Source organism: Bacillota bacterium, from assembly GCA_012518215.1.
Classification (GTDB): domain Bacteria; phylum Bacillota; class Dethiobacteria; order DTU022; family PWGO01; genus JAAYSV01.
On record JAAYSV010000006.1, the window covers coordinates 71409 to 91430 of the forward strand.

Sequence of the window (20022 nt, forward strand, 5' to 3'; positions counted from 1 at the left end):
AAATTGAGCATTCTTGTTAACAAACTTGTAGCCGGTTATGATAGCAAAACTGTATTGAAGGGTATCGATCTGGAAATACAAAAAGGCCGCATCTATGCCCTTCTGGGCAGAAACGGTTGTGGTAAAACCACCCTTTTAAGATGTATCAATGCCATTATAAGGCCAATCGAAGGAAACATCCAGATCGATGGTAAAGACCTGGCGAAGCTCTCCAGGCGCCATATTGCCCGCCTGGTCAGCGTGGTACCCCAGAGTACCGTCATAACTTTTGACTATTCTTCACAGGAAATCGTTCTGATGGGGGAGGCGGCCCGGATCCCCTTATGGGGCGCACCGGGTGCTGCTGAAAGAAGGCGGGCGGAAAAAGTTTTCGATCAGATAGGAATCAAGTACCTGATGAAAAGGCCGTTCAACATGCTTTCCAGCGGGGAAAGACAGATGGTCCTTCTGGCCAGGGCATTGTTTCAAAACAGCCCTTACATGCTACTGGATGAACCCAACTCCCATCTGGATTTTTCCAATCAACACAGGATCATGGATCTGGTTCGTCAGCTGTCCAGAGAATTGAACATTACGGTTCTGGTTACTTTGCATGATCCCAATCTGGCCCTCTATTACTGTGACGAGGTTTTCCTTTTACATGGGGGGAAAATACTGGCCGAGGGTTGTACCGATCATGTATTGCAGGATAGTTTCCTTTCTCATGTTTACGGTGAAAATATCCGCACCGATTATACATGCAATCATGGTTTGCCGATCGTGGTACCCAAAAACGTTGCCCAACCGATGGCTATATAATGTAACTTTGTGGTCGTGGCTTGTGAGCCTGTCACGGCTCTGTTCGGGGAACAGGGGGGAGATACCATCAGCAATATTTTTCTTACCGGGGATATCCGGATAGGCAAGAGTGCTCTCATCGACCGGGCGGTAGATGGTCTGCGTCTCAAAGCGGGGGGATTCAAAACTCTCCGTCATTACAGTGGTGGCGAACACGATGGCTTCGTCATGGAGGATCTGAATGAAGAAAAAGTTTCTCCCGTAAATCGGCTTTTTGTGGCCAAAAAAGGTGAAAAGGGCCGCTGGAAAGACATTCCGGAAACCTTTGAGGGCTTCGGGGTTGATATTTTAAGAAAGAGTCTGTCATCGAACATCGATCTGATCATTATGGACGAGCTGGGTTATTTCGAATCGAATGCTTTGAACTTTCAAAAGCAGGTTTTCAAATGTTTGTCCGCTTCACTCCCGGTTTTGGGGGTGGTCAAAAAGCGTTCCACCGCTTTTCTTGATCGTATAAGAGCCATGGAAAACGTGATTGTCCTGCCGGTTACAATGGAAAACAGGGATAATGTCGGGGTGGAATTGTGTGGCATCATGATGGAGCTGCTGGCCCGTCGCCCCGGAGTTCTTCATTCATGATAGCTTTCAAGTTTCTCTGCTTGAGCAAATTACAACTGCAAAGCCCTCAACAATCAGGGATGCATGGGGCGCCAGCTTCGTCAATACCACAAAGTGGGGAATATAGCCGGTGAATGACCACAAAATTTGTTTTGTTTTTTCTTGAGAACGGGGACACCAAATACAGAAACAATTTCTACACAGGTTGTGCGCCGCATTGTCTGTCATGGTTTTTGCGCGCCATTTTCTGTCATGGTTTTTGCCCGCCATTTTCTTTTTTTTACCGAATGGGTATGTTATAATACACATGTTTTACCATTGGTACAGGGGGGGATGATTTTGAGCATCGGCGATGATGAGATCAGGAATTTGTTCGAGGCGGCAAAGTTGGCCCCGAGCGAGGATAGATTGCAAGAAGCAAGAGAAGACATATGCACCTTTGAAGAGTGGATCGCGCCGCTTCTTGCTGTAAAAACTGAAGGGGTGGAGCCCACGCTGTACAATTTCACAGGAACCAACAGGTTGCGTGAGGATGTGGCCACTGCCAGGGTTGATAACAACAAATTTTACCGGGCGGCTTCAAATTTTGAGGAAGGATTTTACCGGGTTCCGCCGATTCTTGAATGAATACGGGGATTGATTTTCAGGGTAACATTTTCTTGATACGGAGGTTGTACAGTGGAATTGTTCGAGATGACCGCCGGTGAAGCGGTGGAAGCCATAAAAGGAAAAAAAATCAAGGCGCGCGAACTGACCGAAGCGATCCTGGCGCGATCTGGTGAAATTGATGACGGAATAAAGGCATTTGCAACCGTAACTGCTGAAAAAGCTCTGGAGCAGGCCGATGCGGTGGATCGCGATATATCCGGACAGGGCGATCCTCTCTCCCTGGCCGGATTGCCAATTGTTCTGGGAGATGACATCTGCCTTGAAGGTGTTCCCGCTGCAGCCGGCTCGAGGGTCATAGCATCTTTTCCCGCTCCATACACGGCTACGGTGGTGCAGAAATCACTTGAAGCCGGGGCGGTTGTCATCGGGAAGGCCAGCATGACCGAATTCGGTATGGGCAGCACAGGCGGGGAATCGCTTCATCCACATAGCCGCAACCCTTTGAACACGTCATACTCGGCCGGAGACGGTTCTGCCGCGGCGGTTGCTTCCGGGCAGGCCATGCTGGGGCTTACCTCGGATAGCGGCGGTTCCGCGCGGATCTCCGCCTCGTATTGTGGCATTGCCGGGTTCAGGCCGACCCCGGGATCGATTTCGCGCTATGGTTTGATTTCGTCTGCTTCTTCGATGTCCCAGATAAGTTTTGTTGCCAGGAAGGCGGCTGATTTCAAATTGTTGTTTGACCCCTTGTTCGGGTTCGATCCCCGTGATTCTTCAACGGTGTTTGCCGATGAACAGATTCCCGGGGAGGAAGGGACGGTAACCAGAATAGGTTTTCCCGGGCAACTGTTTGATGGGGCCGGGGAACCCGAGCAGGCCTCTTTTCGCAGAATATTCGATGGGATTGTTTCCCGGGGGGTGGAGGTGGTGGAGGTTTCCCTGCCCCATTTTGCCCCGGCACTGCTGGCTTATCATGTTATCACCATCGCCGAATCCTTTTCCAACCTGTCCCGTTATGATGGTATCCGCTATGGATTCAATGCGGACAGCGGCGATCTGGAAGAATGGTACCGGCAGACCAGGGATCGGGGTATCGGTGAGGAGGCAAAGAGACGTTTTATCCTGGGTGCTTTCTTGCTGGGCCGTGACAATCATGAGAAATATTATGAACAGGCTCTTCGCGTATGGACCCTGGTCAAAAAAGATTTTACGGAAGCGCTGCATGGATGCGATTTGATCCTGTTGCCCGTGGTGCGTTCCGCGGCGCCCCTTCTGAATGAAAAAAAGCCTTTTATTGAAAACTACTGCAGGGAAGAATTCTGCGCGCCGGTGAGTATGGCCGGAATGCCTTCCGTGAGCATTCCTGCCCGTGCAATTGGGGGGATGCCGCAGGGCATCCAACTGGTGGGGAAGTCTGCTGCTGACTGCCTTCTGATCGATTTTGCAGCCGATCTGGAAAAGGAGATTGGCAGCTGGAAAGAAAACTGATTATACGATTTCAAGAGGAGCGAAAATGAGTTACGAAATTGTGATTGGATTGGAAGTTCACGTGGAATTGCTTACCCGCAGCAAGCTGTTCTGCGGTTGCCCCAACGATTTTTCGTCCAAGCCGAATACCAATGTATGCGAGGTCTGCCTTGGTTTTCCGGGTACCCTTCCCCATCTCAACGGCGGTGCGGTTGACCAGGCCCTCAGGGCTGCCCTTGCTTTGAATTGCGAGATATCACTTTGTAGCCGTTTTGACCGGAAAAACTATTTTTATCCTGACACCCCGAAGGGGTACCAGACCACCCAGTTTTTCAAGCCCATAGGTGAACATGGTCATCTGGAAATAGAAGGACCGGAAATGGGGAAGAAGGTTGTCGGAATCACCCGGGTGCATATCGAAGAAGATGCCGGCAAACTTGTGCATTCCCCGGCGGGTGATTGCTCCATGGTGGATTTCAACCGGGCGGGGGTTCCCCTGGTGGAGATAGTCTCCGAGCCCGATCTGCGTTCACCGGCCGAAGCACGCTGCTATCTGGAAAGGTTGAAAAGCATCTTGCAGTATGCCCGTGTCTCCGATTGCAAGATGGAAGAAGGAAGCTTGCGCTGTGATGCCAATATTTCCTTGCGGTTGCCTGGCCAGGAAAAATTGGGGGTCAAGACAGAGTTGAAGAACATGAACTCTTTCCGTGCCGTGGAGAGGGCATTGGAGTATGAGATCAGGCGCCAGGCGGAGATCCTCGACGGGGGAGGGGAGGTAATCTCCGAAACGAGGAGATGGATCGAAGAGGATGAAAAAACGGTTGCCATGCGCAGCAAGATTGAATCCTACCGTTATTTCACCGATCCCGAGCTTGCCCCGGTTGAGTTGAGTGCGGCATATGTTGAAGAAACACGTTCTTCCCTTCCGGAGTTCGCTCCGCAGAGGATTATCCGTTACATTGAAGAATATGAACTTCCCCGCTATGACGCTGAAGTGATCACCGGCAATTATTTTCTATCGGAATATTTCGAGGCATGTTTGCAAGAGTATCCCCATCCCAAGACGGTCAGCAACTGGCTGATGGGTGATTTCACGGCCCTGGTGAAAGCGGAAGGAAAGGAAATCGAGGAACTCGATTTTTCACCTTCGCATCTGGCCGACCTTCTCAACATGATTGATGAAGGCCTGATCAGCGGCAAGATCGCCAAACAAGTGCTGGAAACGAGTTTCAAGACAGGACAGAAACCGCGCAAGGTTGTTGAAGCGGAAGGATTGTTGCAGATAACCGATGAAGAGGAAATAGAAAATATCGTCAACGCCGTGGTAAGCGAGAACCCTTCATCAGTCAACGATTACCGGGCCGGCAAAAAGAAGGCACTGGGTTTCCTGGTCGGTCAGGTAATGAAAATCACCGCAGGGAAAGCCAATCCTCAAATGGTGAACAAATTGCTAAGAAAGATTCTGGATGAATCTTGACATCTGCGGTTCTGCCATCATTGATTTGATTCAAGCATGGTGTGATCACCCGGTTATCAGGTTCCGAAGTGTTTTTTGAATACAATGTCTGGAGCGGAATTCAATGAGAGAAATCCAAGCGGAACTGGTTGTGAACAGGGTGTCCAGGATGTGCCAGGAAGCCAATATCATCATCGCCCCCCGGCTGGCCGACGCGTTGAAGAAAGCATCCGACCGGGAAGAATCGCCAATCGGGAAAGCAGTTTTGAAGCAGATTCTGGAAAATGCCGTGATTGCCCGCGAAGAACGCATTCCACTTTGCCAGGATACCGGGGTTGCCGTTTTTTTTGTCGAGTGGGGGGAGGATACAGTCATCACCGGATCCACCCTTGAAGAAGCTATCAACGAAGGGGTGAGAAAGGGGTACACGGAAGGGTATTTGCGGAAATCGATGGTCGAAGATCCCTTGCGAAGGTCAAACACCGGTGACAATACACCGGCCATAATTCATATCAAATCGGTTGCCGGCGACCGCCTGAAGATCACTTTTCTGGCCAAGGGGGGGGGAAGTGAGAACCAGAGCAAGGTGGGGATGCTGAAGCCCGCGGATGGCCGCGAGGGGGTAGTCAATTTTGTTGTCGATCATGTAAAGGAAGCGGGCCCCAACCCCTGCCCACCGATAATCGTGGGGGTGGGTATTGGAGGCACCTTTGAATATGCGGCCTATCTTTCCAAGAAGGCCTTGTTGAGATCGATGGGTGAGCCGCACCCTGATCCTTACTATGCGGAGATGGAAGAAGAGATCCTCGAGAAGATAAACAACCTGGGTATCGGCCCCCAGGGGTTCGGCGGAAGGGTTACGGCCCTGGCTGTTCATATTCTGACCTATCCCTGCCATATAGCCAGCTTGCCCGTGGCGGTCAATATCGATTGTCATGCCAGCAGGCATATGAAGATCGTGATCTGAAGAATGTTTCCTCGTTATTTAAAATTGAAGGGGGCTGCCAGGCCATGGCCATCAAAAATATTCATGCCCCGCTCGGCGAGAATGATGTTTCAGCTTTGAGATCAGGGGACATGGTCAACGTCAGCGGCATCATCTACGTGGCCAGGGATACCGCCCACAGGAAGATGGTTGATGCTCTCGGGGAGGGGGCTGCTCTTCCTTTTCATCTGGAAGGGCAGATCGTATATTATTGTGGGCCATCTCCGGCCAGGGAGGGGCAGATCATCGGTGCAGCGGGGCCCACCACGAGCAACCGCATGGATGTCTACACCCCTTTGCTGCTGGCCAACGGCATGAAAGCCTGTATCGGCAAAGGGAGCAGAAGTGAAAAGGTCAGAAAGGCCCTCTGCAGATACAAGGGGGTCTACCTGGCAGCAATTGGCGGATGCGGTGCGCTGTTATCCCGCAAGATTACCGCCAGCGAAATCATAGCTTTCCCCGAACTCGGGCCTGAAGCCATCCACCGTTTGGAAGTGAAAAATTTTCCGGCCATAGTGGTCAATGATATGTACGGAAATGACCTGTACAAAGAGGGAAAGAGAAGATTTGAAATCACCGTTGACGGTGAAGGATAGTATCCTTCTGTTCAGGGCAAGAATAGAATAAAACGCCATGGAGGTTACATCATGCCCAAAACTTTCGAGGTGGGTGGAATAAAGGTTACAAGCCATGTAGAAAAAGAAGAGCTCAACCGTTTTGTGGACACGATTCCCCCTGAAAAAAGAAGAGATCTTACCGATGTCTTGCTTATCCTGCATGAAGAAGGGTTGATCACCATCGAGGAGAAAGAGAAGCTTTGAGGAGCCGGCCGGCTGGTCCGGCTTGCCCGGAGGAATCAGACAATTCCACCTTGCTGTAAGAATCTGAAAAACAGGTCAGGTAAACCGCCATGGAAGACAACATCAAGAGGATACTGGATTTATTGAAAAAACATTATCCCGGGGCAAGGACCTCTCTGCACTACAATACGCCTTTTCAGCTTCTGGTGGCGGTCATTCTTTCCGCCAGAAGCACCGATGAGCAGGTCAATCGTATCACGCCGGCTTTGTTTGCCGCATTCGGGACTCCCGATGCCATGGCCGGAGCCAGCGTGCCGGAAGTTGAGGAACTGGTCAAGAGCTGCGGGCTTTACAGGAGCAAGAGCAGGAACCTGGTCAAGATGGCCGGGATGGTCAAGTCCCGCTACGGCGGGAATATACCATCGACCCTGGAGGAACTGATTTCCCTGCCCGGTGTGGGGCGGAAGACCGCCAATGTTGTTCTCAGCGTTGCATTTGACAAACCGGCCATTGCGGTCGATACCCATGTTTTCAGGGTGTCAAAACGCCTGGGGCTGGCCTCGGGGAAAACGCCGCTTGCTGTAGAAAGGGAGCTGATGGAGATCATTCCGCGCCAACAATGGTCCGCAACTCACCATCGGCTGATTGCCCATGGGCGTTCTATCTGTATTTCCCGGAAACCCTGCTGCGAAGAATGTTTTTTGAACTGTTACTGTGTCAGAAAAGGAATATAAAGGATTATCCCCGGTTGATAACGAATAGAAAAACAATATCAATATGCTGAAAGAAAGGAGATTCTCGGCTATACATGGGTGGTAAAAAAGTACCGATGGAAGGTCTTTATATTTTATGTGATCCCCTGGAGTTTGAATTTGAAACCACGGAGGAAGTTCCCCCTCTCGAAGATATTATCGGACAGGAGAGGGCGGTAAAAGCGATGGATTTCGGCCTGAGAATAAAGCAGCATGGTTATAACATCTATATTTCCGGGATCACGGGCACGGGGAAGAACAGTTATGCCCGGTCGCTGATCAAGGAAATTGCTGCCGGGGAAGATGTTCCCGATGACTGGTGCTATGTCTACAATTTCAAAAAACCAGAGGAACCGATCGCCCTCAATTTTCCGGCTGGCGAGGGGGCAGTCTTTGCCCGCAACATGGAAAATTTTATTGCGGAACTGAAAGAAGCCATTCCGAATGCTTTCAGCAGCGAGGATTATGACCGAAAAAAAACAGAATACATAAAGGAATATCAGGATATCAGGACGGCATTGATGGATAAATTGAACCGGATAGCCAGCGAGAAAGGGTTCTTGCTGAAAAAAACGAGCAGCGGCTTTGTGACCGTTCCTGTCGTTGATGATAAACAGGTAAGCGAGCAAGACTATGACAAACTGCCTGAAGAAACGAAAGAGGAGCTGGAGGCCAGGTCAAATGAAGTACAGCTGAAAGCATTGGAGATACTGAGAAAGATACAGGGAGCCGAAAAAGAACTGCGGAAGAAGATCAAGAAGATGGACAGGGAGATTGCCCTCATGGCCATCGGGCATTTTTTCGAGGAGATGAACGAGGAATACAGGGATCATACCAAGGTCATGAATTATCTCCATGATTTTCGCGAGGATGTTTTGAACAATATCGGCATCTTCAGGGCCGATGAAGAGGATAGTTCACATGAGCCCCTGGCCTGGCTTGGCAGGCAGAGCAAGCAGCGCGAGATACGCTACAAGGTCAACCTCCTGGTGGACAATCAGGATCGGAAGGGTGCCCCTGTCGAGATCGAGCATAACCCTTTCTATTACAACATGATCGGACGGGTGGAATATGAAAACCGCATGGGGATGGTGTTGACCGATTTTACCATGATCAAGGGGGGAGCCCTGCATAGAGCAAATGGCGGGTACCTTATCTTGCAGGCGCTGGATGTTCTGAACAGTTTACAGTCATGGGAAGTGATCAAGAGGGTTCTTAAAACGAAAAAGATCACCATAGAAAATATTGCCGAGCAATATGGGTTGGTAGCGATGTCGACCTTGAAACCCGAGCCCATCCCTCTGAATACCAAGGTGATCATGATCGGCAGCCAGCTAATTTACCAGCTACTCTATCACTATGATGAAGATTTTCGTAAACTTTTCAAGATCAAAGCGGATTTTGATGTGGAAATGAAGAGGGATCGGGTCAACATGACGAAGATGGCCAGCTTCATTTCGGCTCACTGCCGGAAAGAAAAACTGAAACATTTTGATCGGGAAGCGGTGGCTCGTGTGGTAGATTACGGCTCCAGGCTGGCGGAGGATAGGGAAAAAATAAGTACCCGCTTCAATGACATAGTCGAGATTCTCTACGAAGCGGATGCCTGGGCGGGAGTCGAGGGAGATGATCTGGTGTCGGGTGGGCATGTACAGAAAGCCATCACCGAAAAGATATATCGTTCCAACAAATTGGAGAACAAGATTCAGGAACTGGTTGAGAAAGAGCAGATCCTCCTTGATGTTGAGGGCAGTGCCGTAGGGCAGATCAACGGCCTTTCCGTTGTGGACCTGGGAGACTACCGCTTCGGGTACCCGACCCGTATCACCGCCTCTACCTTCCTGGGCCGGCAAGGAATTATCAATATTGAAAGAGAAAGCGAATTGAGCGGTAAAATTTACAACAAAGCTGTCCTCATCATCGGCGGTTTCATCGGTCACCGTTATGCACAGAAAGTGCCCCTGAGTTTATCAGCCAGCATCTGTTTTGAACAAAGCTATTCCGGTGTGGAAGGTGACAGTGCTTCCGTGGCAGAACTGCTGGCCATCCTTTCCAGCCTGGCCGAAGTCCCTCTCCGCCAGGGGGTGGCTGTCTCCGGTTCTGTCAATCAGAAAGGAGAAGTGCAGCCGGTGGGTGGGATCAACCAGAAAATCGAAGGATTTTATCATACGTGCAGGGTGAAGGGACTTGACGGTGATCAGGGAGTTGTTATTCCGGCTGCGAATTATTCCAATCTGATGCTTTCTCCCGAAGTCGTGGAAGCGGTGAAAGAGGGATTGTTCTCGGTTTATCTTGTTAACGATATCGATGAGGCCGTTGAACTGATGACAGGGATGGCGCCCGGAACCATGCAGGAGGACGGCACCTTTCCCGAAGGTACTTTCAATTATCTGGTTCAGGAAAAATTGCTTCATTACCATCGTCTGATCGGCAAAAAAGATGAGGATGAGCAGAACGGAATGAAGAAAGATTGAACCCGCATGCAGGGCTGCAATCAATTCCAGGAAGAGAAACAAATGCACGTCATACTTGTTGAACCTGAAATACCGCAGAATACCGGCAATATTTCCCGCACCTGCGTTCTGACCGATTCCGAATTGCATCTTGTCAAACCACTGGGTTTCTCCCTGGATGACCGCCACCTGAAGAGAGCCGGCCTGGATTACTGGCCCCATTTGAAACTCCATCTGCATGACAGTTTTGCATCGTTGAGCGGCCGCTACCCCGAAGCACGGTTCCTGTTTTTTTCGGTAAAAGGCGGCACATTATATACAGATTTCGCATACAGGGATGATGATTTCCTCGTATTTGGCAGTGAAACCAGCGGTTTTCCCGAAGGTTTCCTGCAAGAAGGGCAAACTGTCTTGCGGATGCCGATGAACAGAAATATCAAACGTTCATTGAACCTCTCCAACGCGGTCGCTATTGTTCTCTACGAAGCCTTGAGGCAGCAGGATTTTCCCCGGATGAAATAAAGTCGGAATCTGGCGCAGAAACAGCCACGGTTCCGGGAAATGGGAACCGACAACTCCTGTGGAAGGTGGTACGGTTATCCCCTGCCACGCATAAAAGGCGCACCCCGGGAATATTTTAATTCAGGTTACAATTGGTAGCGGTTGCAAATTAAGATGATGTGCCTGCAGGAATGGGGGCGTGGCAATATGAAGTTTACAGGCGGGGAATATCTGGGAGGGGCGGTTTCTCTGCTGTTGTTGGTGCTCGGCATACTGTTGTTGCCTTTCGGGGAAGCGGGGCTTCCACGTATCTTTGCCCTGAGCTGGGTGGCCGTGGCCCTCTTGCCCACGATCGCATTCTTCAACAGGGCACGCAGGAAGGAACAGCTTTCGGCGGCAAGAAAAAGGCAATGGAAAGACAGGAGTGCCGTCCCTCATCGTGAATCCGCGGAGATAAAAAATGGGGCTGTCAATCAATATTCAAGGGAGAACAACGAAGATTGAAGATAATCTGATCGCTGACAACGAGCCACATGATTTCAGTTTGGAAGATGCGGCCATCCTGAAGTTTTATTTCCCGTTTGTTGAGCATCTGGTAAAGAAGCTGTGGATTGATACTGCTCAATTCCTCGCCGATCATATCACCGGCAATCTGATTGATAGCCTGACGCAATGCCTGTTTGGTAAAGTCGTCCTCTTCCGTTTCGATTTCGATTTTCACCTCCCTGACAAGGGGGTTGTGGCGAATTGCCAGTTGATCTTCCAGCTTCGATAACCTTTTTGAGGTTTCAAACAATGCGATCTTCAATTCTTCCTTTTCCCAGTACATTTTGTCGACCGATCGTCCATGAAGCAGGTTTATCATGGATGTGCCCAGGAGTATTCCCAGAAGGAAAATGGCAAAATACCTTTTCACCTCAGCGTCCTCCTGCCAGATTGATGATGATCAGGTAGCCAAGGTGGGCGCCACAAAAAGCGCTGATCAGAAAGAAAAATTGCTGAAGAAGCTGTCCGGGGTGGCCACCGACCAACCCCGTATCGAGGGCTTCAAGGATACTGATACTTCCTCCCAGGGCGGTGACGAGAGCCCAAATTTTCATCTTGCCGGCCAGCTCCACCATTATTTTCATGGGTGGGTGCTCCCCGATCATTGCCCCCAGGGCTCCAAGAATGCAGCCGCCGAGAATGACACCCAGGGCTGTGAAGAAAGTTAACACGAGGGTCGTTAAAAATTTGCTCATTTCCCGATGCTCCCCTGTTTGCAGTTTGGCATACTTCATCATGAATGTAATAATATTCGTCTAAATAAAATGCTTATTTCCGGCGGAAGATAATTATAACTATTTGAAGGAAATGTATCTGCCGAAAGAGAAGTTAAGTTAAAATACAAGCTCGAATAGGGTGAAAAAATGTCATCTTTTGTTCATCTGCATGTACACTCCGAATTCAGCCTTCTGGATGGAACAGCACGCATAACGGAACTGGTCTCTACCGCCAAGGCGATGTCCATGCCGGCTCTTGCCGTTACCGATCACGGTGCCATGTTCGGTCTCATTGATTTCTACAAGGAAGCCACGAATCAAGGTATCAAACCGATCCTCGGTTGTGAAGTCTATGTGGCACCGCGCACCCGTTTTGATCGTGATCCTGTACTGGACAAGACTCCTTACCATCTGGTGTTGCTTGCCCGGAACAGAACAGGTTTTCAAAACCTGATCAAGATTGTAACTGCCGGGTATCTCGAAGGATTTTATTACAAGCCGCGCGTTGACCGGCAGCTGCTGGAGGGGCATGCAGAGGGTATCGTGGCACTAAGTGCCTGCCTGGCGGGGGAGATCCCGTCCAAAATACTCACGGGTAACATGGAAGAGGCGATCAGCATTGCTGAACACTATGCTTCCGTTTTCGGAACGGATAATTTCTACCTGGAGTTGCAGAATCATGATTTGCCGGAACAGGAAACTGTCAACGAAGCACTGCGGGTGATCTCCGATAAAACCGATTTGCCCATGGTGGCCACGAATGATGTTCACTACATCAAAAAAGAGGATGCCATGATCCATGATGTCCTGCTCTGCGTTCAGACCAACAAGACGATCTATGATCAAAACAGGTTGCGTTTCAAGTCGGACCAGTTCTATTTCAAGAGCCCCGAAGAGATGAAAGAACTCTGGAGCGATTACCCGGGGGCGTTGGAGAATACAATCAAGATAGCCGAAAGATGCAATCTTGAACTTGAATTCGGCCGATTGAAAATGCCCGATTTTCCGATGGCGGACGATGTTGCCGGCACGGAAACAGAATATCTGAGAAAATTGTGCATGGAAGGCCTGAAGGAGCGTTATGGAACAGTACACAAGGCCCACCGGGAAAGGCTGAACTACGAACTTGAAGTCATAGAGCAGATGGGTTACTGCAGTTATTTTCTTATCGTCTGGGATTATATCCGTTATGCCCGCGAACAGGGTATCCTGGTGGGACCGGGCCGTGGTTCTGCAGCGGGGAGCCTGGTGGCCTACTCCCTGAAGATCACGGATGTCGATCCGCTCAGATACGGACTGCTTTTTGAACGGTTTTTGAATCCGGAAAGGGTAAGCATGCCCGACATCGATATCGATATTTGCGATGATAGGCGCGATGAGGTTATCGCCTACGTGATCAACAAATACGGGGCCGAACATGCAGTCCAGATCGCCACCTTTGGAACGATGGCTGCCCGTTCGGCGATCAAAGATGTGGGGCGGGCACTGGATATCGAATACAAGGAAGTGGATCGCCTGACAAAACTCTTTCCTGAAGAAAAGACGACGATAGAGAAGGTCCTTGCCGAAAACAAGTATTTCCAGGAATATTACAGGCAGGAGGAAAACAGGAAGTTGATCGATATTTCCCGTGCCCTCGAAGGCTTGCCCAGGCATACCGGCAGGCATGCTGCCGGGGTGATCGTGTCTCGTGAGCCCCTTCTTGATCATGTGCCCCTGCAGAAGCTGGTCAAGGAAAACAAGGTGGTTACCCAGTTTCCCATGGAGACGTTGGAAGACATAGGGCTGGTCAAGCTCGATCTGCTGGGATTGAAAACATTGAATGTGATCTTGAATACACTGCAACATATAGAAGGAAGATACGGAAAAAAAATCGATATAGAGCGGATACCCTTGAATGACAGGGCAACCTATGAATTGCTTTCCAAAGGGGAGACAGATGGAGTATTTCAGCTGGAGAGCAGGGGGATGAAGAATGTTTTGCAGGATTTGAAGCCCAACAAGTTTGAAGACATCATTGCAGTGGTGGCTCTTTACAGGCCCGGCCCCATGGATCAGATTCCCGTCTTTGTCAACAGCAAGCATCATCGTGAACAGATAAAATATTTTCATCCGGCGCTGGAAAACATCCTGAAGGAGACGTACGGGGTTATAGTATATCAGGAACAGATCATGCAGATAGCTGCCGAGATAGCCGGATTCACCCTGGGACAGGCTGACCTGCTGCGTAGGGCTATCGGGAAGAAAGAGAAGGGGATCATCGATGAACAGCGAGAACTCTTTATCAAAGGATGTGTAGACAAAGGTTATTCCGCCAAACTGGGCCATGATATCTATGATCTTATCGAAAAATTTGCTTCGTACGGTTTCAACAAATCACATGCTGCCGCATACGCCTTGATCTCATACCAGACCGCCTACCTGAAGGCCAACTATCCCGTCGAATTCATGGCGGCCCTGCTGACCAGCGTGATGGATAAAAGCGACAAGGTTTCTCTTTATATCTCCGATTGCATCCGGCAGGGGATCGAAGTTTTGTTGCCGGACGTCAATGAGAGCGCTGTGAATTTTTCGGTGGTGGGTGATCGGAGGATCTGTTTTGGACTGTCAGCCGTGAAAAATCTCGGGTCGGGGGCCATCGAAAATATAATTTCCGTCCGGGAGGAGGGCCTTTTCCGCTCCTTGACCGATTTCTGCTCCCGCGTGGATTTGCGGGCTTGCAACAAAAAGGTGGTGGAGAGCCTTGTAAAAGCGGGGGCATTTGACAACATCGAGAAAAACCGTGCTGCCCTTCTGGCTATCCTGGACGATGCCATCGCCGAGGGGCAGAGGATACAGCGTGACCGCAGGAACGGCCAGATATCGATGATGGCCCTCTTCCATGATGATGGGGCCGATCATCAGATAACGGATATCCTGCCCGATATACCTCCATTTACAGTCAAGGAAAGGCTTTTTTACGAGAAAGAAGCTCTCGGTTTTTATATCTCCGGCCATCCGCTGGATCAGTACAGGCTTGTACTGGAAAGCCTTCCCAACCTTACCCGTTGTGCGGAATTGGCGGAAATAGGGGGCGGGAAGCGGGTGTCGGTGGGAGGGATCATCAATTCTGTCAGGGAGATATACACGGTTCGCAATCAGCCGATGGGTTTTGCCATCCTGGAAGACCTTACCGGTTCGGTAGAGGTAACCATTTTTACCGATCTTTACGGGAAGAATCCGGAACTGATACAGAAAGACCAGCCGATCATCATCAGGGGCAATACCCAGATAGAACATGATATGGGCGGGAAAGAAGAAGTCAGGATTCTCGCGAAAGAGATTGTCCCCCTGCCCTTGAAAACAAAACAGCTCTTTATCAGGGTGGATCTGAAGGAAGAGGAATATATCAAATTGACCGAGCTGCGCAAGTTGCTCTACGATAAAAACGGTGATATTCCCGTTTACCTTGATTTCAAGAACCTGCACAAGATGATGTTGCTTCCGGAAAGGTTCTGGGCCAGAAATGAACCTCGATGTTTTGACAGTATAAGAAACCTGCTGGGAGATGACAGCCTGGAGTTCAAGGAGATAAAATCCCGGTGAGCGGGGGCAATCCGGCAAGCCATTCCTCATTTCATTCGTTGACAGTATTCATGGATACAGATGCTTCCCAGGTTCTTGAACCCATGGGCAGGTCAGTTTCCAAGCTTGTTGATCAGCAGGCCGCTGACCAGCTTGGGGTAAAAGTATGTTGATTTCTGGGGAAGCCGCAATCCCCGGTAAGCGGTCTCCACGATGGATTCCATCCGGGGCGGATTCATGAAGAAAGAAATCCCTGCATTCTGCTCGCGCAGTGCAGAAAGAGCTTTCTCCTCGCTGTGGGTGTAAGTTAACAGGTCGTTGTCACGCAGGTCCCCGGGGGAAAGGTTGATGGTCTTCTCCAGGATGAATTTTTGCAGGATATCCACATCGTGCAGTTGTTCCCGGGGGGAGCGAAAAGTAAGTTGATACATCCGACCCCCGGCGCCGAAACCGATGACTGGGTTACGCAGGCCGTCTTTTTTCAGTCTTTCGGTATATTTTGATAATTCCACCTCACCGACAGGGCCGCAATCTTCGATGACAAAATGCTCCTGCAATTTTTTCGAGAATGCATCGATGTCAAAGTCCTTCAGGTTGCTCAAAATACGGTGTGTGGGCAGGACCAGAAGCCCGGGGCTGTATATATTGATCAGGAAAATAAGGGCGTGCTCATAACCCCGTTTCTGTCGAGCGGCCATGATTTCGGAAAAACGAAGTGCCGTCTCGTAACGATGATGCCCGTCAGCAATGAAGATCGACCATGACAGGAACAGATCTTCAAGGCGGCGGTGAAGTGAGGGGTCTTCCAGAATCCACAAGCGGTGCGATTGCCCTTCCGCATCGGTGAATGAGATGACGGGCTCATTTTCCTTCTTTACGGCGGAACATGCGTGGTCGACACTTCTGTCACGGTCAGGATAGAGGCCGAAGATGGGGCTGAAGTTGGCCCGGCAATGGTGCAACAGATTCAACCGGTCTTCCTTGGGCCTGGAAAGCGTCTCCTCGTGGGGTATGACCGCTTTTTGTTTGTAGGGCTCAAGCTTTATGGTTCCAACGAGTCCTTCACGGCTGTATGTAGTGCCTTTCCAGACAAATTTCTGTTCATACCAGTAATATACAGGATTTTTTTCGCGGATGAGGATCCCCTCGTCCAGCCAATTGTTGAAATGGGAAGCAGCCCTGGTATAGCGGTTGTCGTCCGCGGTATCATCGTCCTGCTCGAGTCCGTATTCAAGACGAACCAGATTGTAATCACTCCTGTGGTATAGTTCCAGCTGGAGTTGGTGATCTATTACATCGTAAGGGGGGGTAATAACGTCTGCACAATCCGATATCATGGAGGGGTTGTATCTTACTCCCCGGAAAGGGGCAATCTCGGCCATTTTTGAGCCTCCTGTGAGTTTGATTCCAAGGTGAATTTTATTATATATTCATTGTTAATGCAAACATCGGGCGACTCTCCGGATTGATGAACGAATGAAATGAAGGATATCGGCCCGATTGATAAGAATTAATCTATATACGTTGACTGTAGAAGGAAGTGTTTCAAAAAGATGGGCAGGAAATATGAAATCGAAGAACAACCCCCGCCAAATTTGGAGGACTGGGAACTCAACCTGCAACGGGAGTTGAACCGTTCACAGTACAATTTTGCCACCTCCGAGGCAACGGCCATCATGGGGCTGGCGGGGCCCGGTTCGGGGAAGACCAGGGCACTTGTTTATCGTACGGCAAATCTTATCCAGCGCGGCATCCCCCCCTACCGGATACTGCTGGTAACCTTCACCAACAAGGCCGCCGAGGTCATGAAATCGAGGCTGACCGGGATACTGGGACGTTATCCGCATGACCTGTGGGCAGGGACTTTTCACAGTATCGGGGCACGGATCCTGCGGAGTTATGCCCCCCTGTTTGAAAGGAGCGGGCAGTTCACCATACTCGATGAGGACGACCGTGCAGTGATATTGAAAAGCGTCCTCGAGGACGTCAAGAAAAATCTTACCCCGGAGGAACAGAAGCTGTTTCTGAAAAGGGGGTTTGCCGGCAAATTGATCAGCCAGGCCCGGAATTCGGGCAAAACAATCGCCGTGACTGTAGAAACATATTACAGAAAACTTGCCGAATACACGGAACTTCTTCAAAGAATGGCCGATCGATATGAACAGAGGAAGATCGACACCAATTCTTTTGATTTTGACGATCTGCTCGTCAAATGGCTTGAATTGTTCACCACCCATGATGAAGCAAAAAAAAGATACCAGGAACAGTTTCAACACGTGCTGGTGGATGAATTTCAGGACACAAACATAATCCAGGGGAAATTGGTCGATCTGCTGGCGCAGGAATCCAATGTATGTGTGGTGGGCGACGATGCGCAATCAATCTATGCATTCCGCTTTGCAGAAATTGACAACATCATCAAGTTTCCCGGGCGCCATCCCAACTGCCAGCTTATCAGGATGGAAGAGAATTATCGCAGTTCTCCCCAGATCGTGGAATTGATCAACGAAATCATATCTATCAATAAAGGGCAGTTCCCCAAAAAGTTGGTTTCGCAGAAAACGGGCGGGGAGAGGCCCTGGGTGATAAAGGCCTGGGATGTCCACGAGGAAGCGGCATTCGTGGCCCAGAGGATCCAGGAGCTTTACCATGAGGGATTACGCCTCAGCGGGATGGCGGTGCTCTACCGCAGTTCATATCTTTCACAGGACCTGGAACTGGAGATCATCAGGCGGCAGATACCCTATCGAACCTATGGTGGCCTGAAATTGATGCAGAAAGCCCATATCAAGGATATTCTTGCCTGGATGAGGATTTTGTACAATCCCCATGATGAATCCTCCTGGAGACGGATCATACCCCAGTACCCGGGATTGGGCAAGGTGACATGCAGCAGACTGGTCGATAGGATTCTGGAACTGGAGGATCCCCTGCAGGCGATTGTTTCCGGGGAATTGTACCCCCCGCGCGGCAAGGAAGGGTGGGAGGCCATCAGAACCACCCTGGAGGCAATTGCCGATGAAAGAGGGATTGCCAGGCTTATCTACCTGATCCTGGAAAACGGTTACTACGAGCTGCTGCAGAAAAACTTCCCCGACAGCTGGGAAGATCGTTACCGGGGCCTGGAGAGGTTGGCTTCGTACAGCGAGAAATATGACGAGCTGGAACAATTCATCGAAAGTTTGAGCCTGGAAGAGACCCTCTTTTATGAAGACAACGAGTTTTCTCCGCAGGAACGGGACTTTTTAACCCTGTCCACGATCCACAGCGCCAAGGGAAAGGAATGGGACGCCGTGTTTGTTCTGGGGGTCAACGAAGGGCATTTCCCCAGCAGTTGGGGTGATGCCAACCTGGAGGAGGAGCGGCGTCTTTTCTATGTGGCCACTTCACGTGCAGCACGCTTCCTGCATATCTCTACCTACAGCCGCGATTACCGGCAGGGGGCATCGTTTGTCACCGGCCCCTCGATATTCTTGCGGGAACTTTCCCCACAGAAATACGAACTGATCCATCTCAGATGACCCGTGTCGGGAGGAAGCAGATTGGCGACATGAGGCACCCGGAAAAATTTTTGCCTTGCCAATACAGGGGTACAGTTTGTCGGGTAAAATACCGCAGGATTTTTTTTCGTGGGCAGGGGCAGCAAATAGCGGGAAAAAAGGGAAAAAGGACGGCATAGTTTTCATGGGGATGAAAAAGATATTGTTGAAGGGGCAGCGCATCATTTTGTTTTCCCGCTTCGATGAAGCAGCGGCCCAACCTTTTCAGAACTTGGAGTGAATGCCAGTGGGTTCAAATTTTGCAGCGGTGATCTGGCCTGAACACGAAATGCCCGCCGAGGCCGCGGAATACGAAAAGTGCGAAGTGTGCACACCAAGGTCTCGCGTCATCTGGGGGGAGGGCAACCCGGAGGCTCCTGTTCTGGTTATACTTGACAATCCGGGTGCCCGTGAAGACAGGGATGGAAGGGAATACGTCTGCGGGACAAGATGCACGTTGCAGGAAGCCATCCATCGGGTCGGGCTGGCAGCCGGTGATGTTTATCTGACTTACCTGTTGAAATGCAGGCCCCTTTGCCATTATGACAGGGAGAAAGCCAGGGCGTTCAGCAAACCTTTTCTCGTAGAGCAGATAAGGAATATTGACCCTGACTTTATCGTCTGCCTCGGTGATGTCGTGGTTCGTTGGATGTTTGAAAGCGCAGAACCCCGTGTGAAGTATTTACGGGGAAAGTGGCATCTACTGATGGGGCTCCCGACCATGGTATCCTATCATCCTCTGGCAATTAGAAGAAGGCCGAACCTGATGAAGCCCTTTCTTGAAGATTGGCGGATGCTGGCGGAAAGATTTGCGGCCGATCGCCCGGGAAACTGACGGGGGTAGGAAATTCTTGAGACGGAAGGGGATTTGACTGCTATCATTGCAAGGGGATACAGATAGATGTTTGAAAGATGTGGAGCAGGGGGAAGAAAATTGCCGAAAACGGAAGGATGATCTTGTTTTTCATGATTTTCTGCGGACAGTAAGATCGGACTTGCAAAGCAAACAAAAAAAAATGGTGAGCCATCCAGGACTCGAACCTGGGACACCCTGATTAAAAGTCAGGTGCTCTACCGCCTGAGCTAATGGCCCAACCACAGTCTACGAAAAATATTTTAACCTGAAGGGATCTTTAAGTCAAGCGATACGGATGAGTTTTTCGCTGAAACGGGCAGAGTTTCGTTCACCGGCTTTCAACAGGTATAACAGATATTGCAAAAGGTGGATACTCCTGTGCA

19 protein-coding genes and 1 tRNA gene are annotated in these 20022 nt (G+C 50.1%); 16 read left to right on the top strand and 4 right to left on the bottom strand.

Annotation, left to right across the window (positions count from 1 at the left end):
- Nucleotides 1–3: 3 nt before the first annotated feature.
- From GX364_00695 to GX364_00750, 12 genes are all read left to right on the top strand, one after another.
- Entirely contained in the window at nt 4–798 is a 795-nt protein-coding gene (locus GX364_00695) for an ABC transporter ATP-binding protein (GenBank protein ID NLI69369.1), read from the top strand.
- A gap of 9 nt (nt 799–807) precedes the next feature.
- Nucleotides 808–1416 carry a hypothetical protein gene (locus tag GX364_00700; GenBank protein NLI69370.1) on the top strand — a complete coding sequence of 203 codons (609 nt, stop codon included), beginning with the start codon at nt 808–810 and terminating at the stop codon, nt 1414–1416.
- A 318-nt stretch (nt 1417–1734) separates the two neighbouring features.
- Complete coding sequence (locus GX364_00705) at nt 1735–2022, top strand: aspartyl/glutamyl-tRNA amidotransferase subunit C (GenBank protein NLI69371.1); 288 nt, start codon at nt 1735–1737, stop codon at nt 2020–2022.
- Between the two features lie 51 nt (nt 2023–2073).
- Entirely contained in the window at nt 2074–3492 is a 1419-nt protein-coding gene (gene gatA / locus GX364_00710) for an Asp-tRNA(Asn)/Glu-tRNA(Gln) amidotransferase subunit GatA (GenBank protein NLI69372.1), read from the top strand.
- 25 nt (nt 3493–3517) lie between these two features.
- Nucleotides 3518–4948 (top strand): Asp-tRNA(Asn)/Glu-tRNA(Gln) amidotransferase subunit GatB, encoded by a 1431-nt coding sequence (gene gatB, locus GX364_00715; GenBank protein NLI69373.1) that lies wholly within the window; start codon nt 3518–3520, stop codon nt 4946–4948.
- 103 nt (nt 4949–5051) lie between these two features.
- Entirely contained in the window at nt 5052–5894 is an 843-nt protein-coding gene (locus GX364_00720) for a fumarate hydratase (protein ID NLI69374.1), read from the top strand.
- Between the two features lie 44 nt (nt 5895–5938).
- Nucleotides 5939–6508, top strand: coding sequence for a TRZ/ATZ family protein (locus GX364_00725; protein ID NLI69375.1), 570 nt, complete (start codon nt 5939–5941; stop codon nt 6506–6508).
- Between the two features lie 51 nt (nt 6509–6559).
- Nucleotides 6560–6733, top strand: coding sequence for a hypothetical protein (locus GX364_00730; GenBank protein NLI69376.1), 174 nt, complete (start codon nt 6560–6562; stop codon nt 6731–6733).
- 89 nt (nt 6734–6822) lie between these two features.
- Entirely contained in the window at nt 6823–7446 is a 624-nt protein-coding gene (nth, locus tag GX364_00735) for an endonuclease III (GenBank protein NLI69377.1), read from the top strand.
- A 95-nt stretch (nt 7447–7541) separates the two neighbouring features.
- Nucleotides 7542–9938 (top strand): AAA family ATPase, encoded by a 2397-nt coding sequence (locus GX364_00740; protein ID NLI69378.1) that lies wholly within the window; start codon nt 7542–7544, stop codon nt 9936–9938.
- 42 nt (nt 9939–9980) lie between these two features.
- Nucleotides 9981–10439, top strand: coding sequence for a tRNA (cytidine(34)-2'-O)-methyltransferase (locus tag GX364_00745; GenBank protein ID NLI69379.1), 459 nt, complete (start codon nt 9981–9983; stop codon nt 10437–10439).
- A 186-nt stretch (nt 10440–10625) separates the two neighbouring features.
- Entirely contained in the window at nt 10626–10922 is a 297-nt protein-coding gene (locus GX364_00750) for a hypothetical protein (protein ID NLI69380.1), read from the top strand.
- On the opposite strand, the gene GX364_00755 is transcribed toward GX364_00750, so the two are convergent.
- Both GX364_00755 and GX364_00760 read right to left on the bottom strand, forming a co-directional pair.
- Complete coding sequence (locus tag GX364_00755) at nt 10888–11334, bottom strand: hypothetical protein (protein NLI69381.1); 447 nt, start codon at nt 11332–11334, stop codon at nt 10888–10890. The two genes, GX364_00750 and GX364_00755, sit on opposite strands and share 35 nt — an antisense overlap.
- A gap of 1 nt (nt 11335) precedes the next feature.
- On the bottom strand, nt 11336–11659 hold the full coding sequence (locus tag GX364_00760; protein ID NLI69382.1) for a hypothetical protein: 324 nt from the start codon (nt 11657–11659) through the stop codon (nt 11336–11338).
- A gap of 168 nt (nt 11660–11827) precedes the next feature.
- Between GX364_00760 and GX364_00765 the strand changes: the two genes are divergently transcribed.
- Nucleotides 11828–15265: a DNA polymerase III subunit alpha gene (locus GX364_00765; GenBank protein NLI69383.1), complete on the top strand. Its 3438-nt coding sequence runs from the start codon at nt 11828–11830 to the stop codon at nt 15263–15265.
- 92 nt (nt 15266–15357) lie between these two features.
- On the opposite strand, the gene GX364_00770 is transcribed toward GX364_00765, so the two are convergent.
- Nucleotides 15358–16626, bottom strand: coding sequence for a DUF1015 domain-containing protein (locus GX364_00770; GenBank protein ID NLI69384.1), 1269 nt, complete (start codon nt 16624–16626; stop codon nt 15358–15360).
- 171 nt (nt 16627–16797) lie between these two features.
- On the opposite strand from GX364_00770, the gene GX364_00775 reads away from it, so the two are divergent.
- From GX364_00775 to GX364_00785, 3 genes are all read left to right on the top strand, one after another.
- Nucleotides 16798–18765, top strand: a complete 1968-nt coding sequence (locus GX364_00775; GenBank protein ID NLI69385.1) for an ATP-dependent helicase — start codon at nt 16798–16800, stop codon at nt 18763–18765.
- Between the two features lie 76 nt (nt 18766–18841).
- A complete protein-coding gene (locus GX364_00780) occupies nt 18842–19024 on the top strand; it encodes a hypothetical protein (protein NLI69386.1) in 183 nt (60 codons plus the stop codon).
- Nucleotides 19025–19618 (top strand): uracil-DNA glycosylase, encoded by a 594-nt coding sequence (locus tag GX364_00785; GenBank protein ID NLI69387.1) that lies wholly within the window; start codon nt 19025–19027, stop codon nt 19616–19618.
- A gap of 182 nt (nt 19619–19800) precedes the next feature.
- Here the strand turns inward: GX364_00785 and GX364_00790 are convergent.
- Nucleotides 19801–19876, bottom strand: a tRNA-Lys gene (locus GX364_00790).
- Nucleotides 19877–20022 lie beyond the last annotated feature (146 nt).

What these genes read in the sequence shown, in the direction of transcription:
- gatB (NLI69373.1), top strand. Translation starts at nt 3,518, where the DNA reads ATGAGTTACGAAATTGTGATTGGATTGGAAGTTCACGTGGAATTGCTT.
- GX364_00720 (NLI69374.1), top strand. Translation starts at nt 5,052, where the DNA reads ATGAGAGAAATCCAAGCGGAACTGGTTGTGAACAGGGTGTCCAGGATG.
- GX364_00725 (NLI69375.1), top strand. Translation starts at nt 5,939, where the DNA reads ATGGCCATCAAAAATATTCATGCCCCGCTCGGCGAGAATGATGTTTCA.
- GX364_00730 (NLI69376.1), top strand. Translation starts at nt 6,560, where the DNA reads ATGCCCAAAACTTTCGAGGTGGGTGGAATAAAGGTTACAAGCCATGTA.
- nth (NLI69377.1), top strand. Translation starts at nt 6,823, where the DNA reads ATGGAAGACAACATCAAGAGGATACTGGATTTATTGAAAAAACATTAT.
- GX364_00740 (NLI69378.1), top strand. Translation starts at nt 7,542, where the DNA reads ATGGAAGGTCTTTATATTTTATGTGATCCCCTGGAGTTTGAATTTGAA.
- GX364_00745 (NLI69379.1), top strand. Translation starts at nt 9,981, where the DNA reads ATGCACGTCATACTTGTTGAACCTGAAATACCGCAGAATACCGGCAAT.
- GX364_00750 (NLI69380.1), top strand. Translation starts at nt 10,626, where the DNA reads ATGAAGTTTACAGGCGGGGAATATCTGGGAGGGGCGGTTTCTCTGCTG.
- GX364_00760 (NLI69382.1), bottom strand. Translation starts at nt 11,659, where the DNA reads ATGAGCAAATTTTTAACGACCCTCGTGTTAACTTTCTTCACAGCCCTG.
- GX364_00765 (NLI69383.1), top strand. Translation starts at nt 11,828, where the DNA reads ATGTCATCTTTTGTTCATCTGCATGTACACTCCGAATTCAGCCTTCTG.
- GX364_00770 (NLI69384.1), bottom strand. Translation starts at nt 16,626, where the DNA reads ATGGCCGAGATTGCCCCTTTCCGGGGAGTAAGATACAACCCCTCCATG.
- GX364_00775 (NLI69385.1), top strand. Translation starts at nt 16,798, where the DNA reads ATGGGCAGGAAATATGAAATCGAAGAACAACCCCCGCCAAATTTGGAG.
- GX364_00785 (NLI69387.1), top strand. Translation starts at nt 19,025, where the DNA reads ATGCCAGTGGGTTCAAATTTTGCAGCGGTGATCTGGCCTGAACACGAA.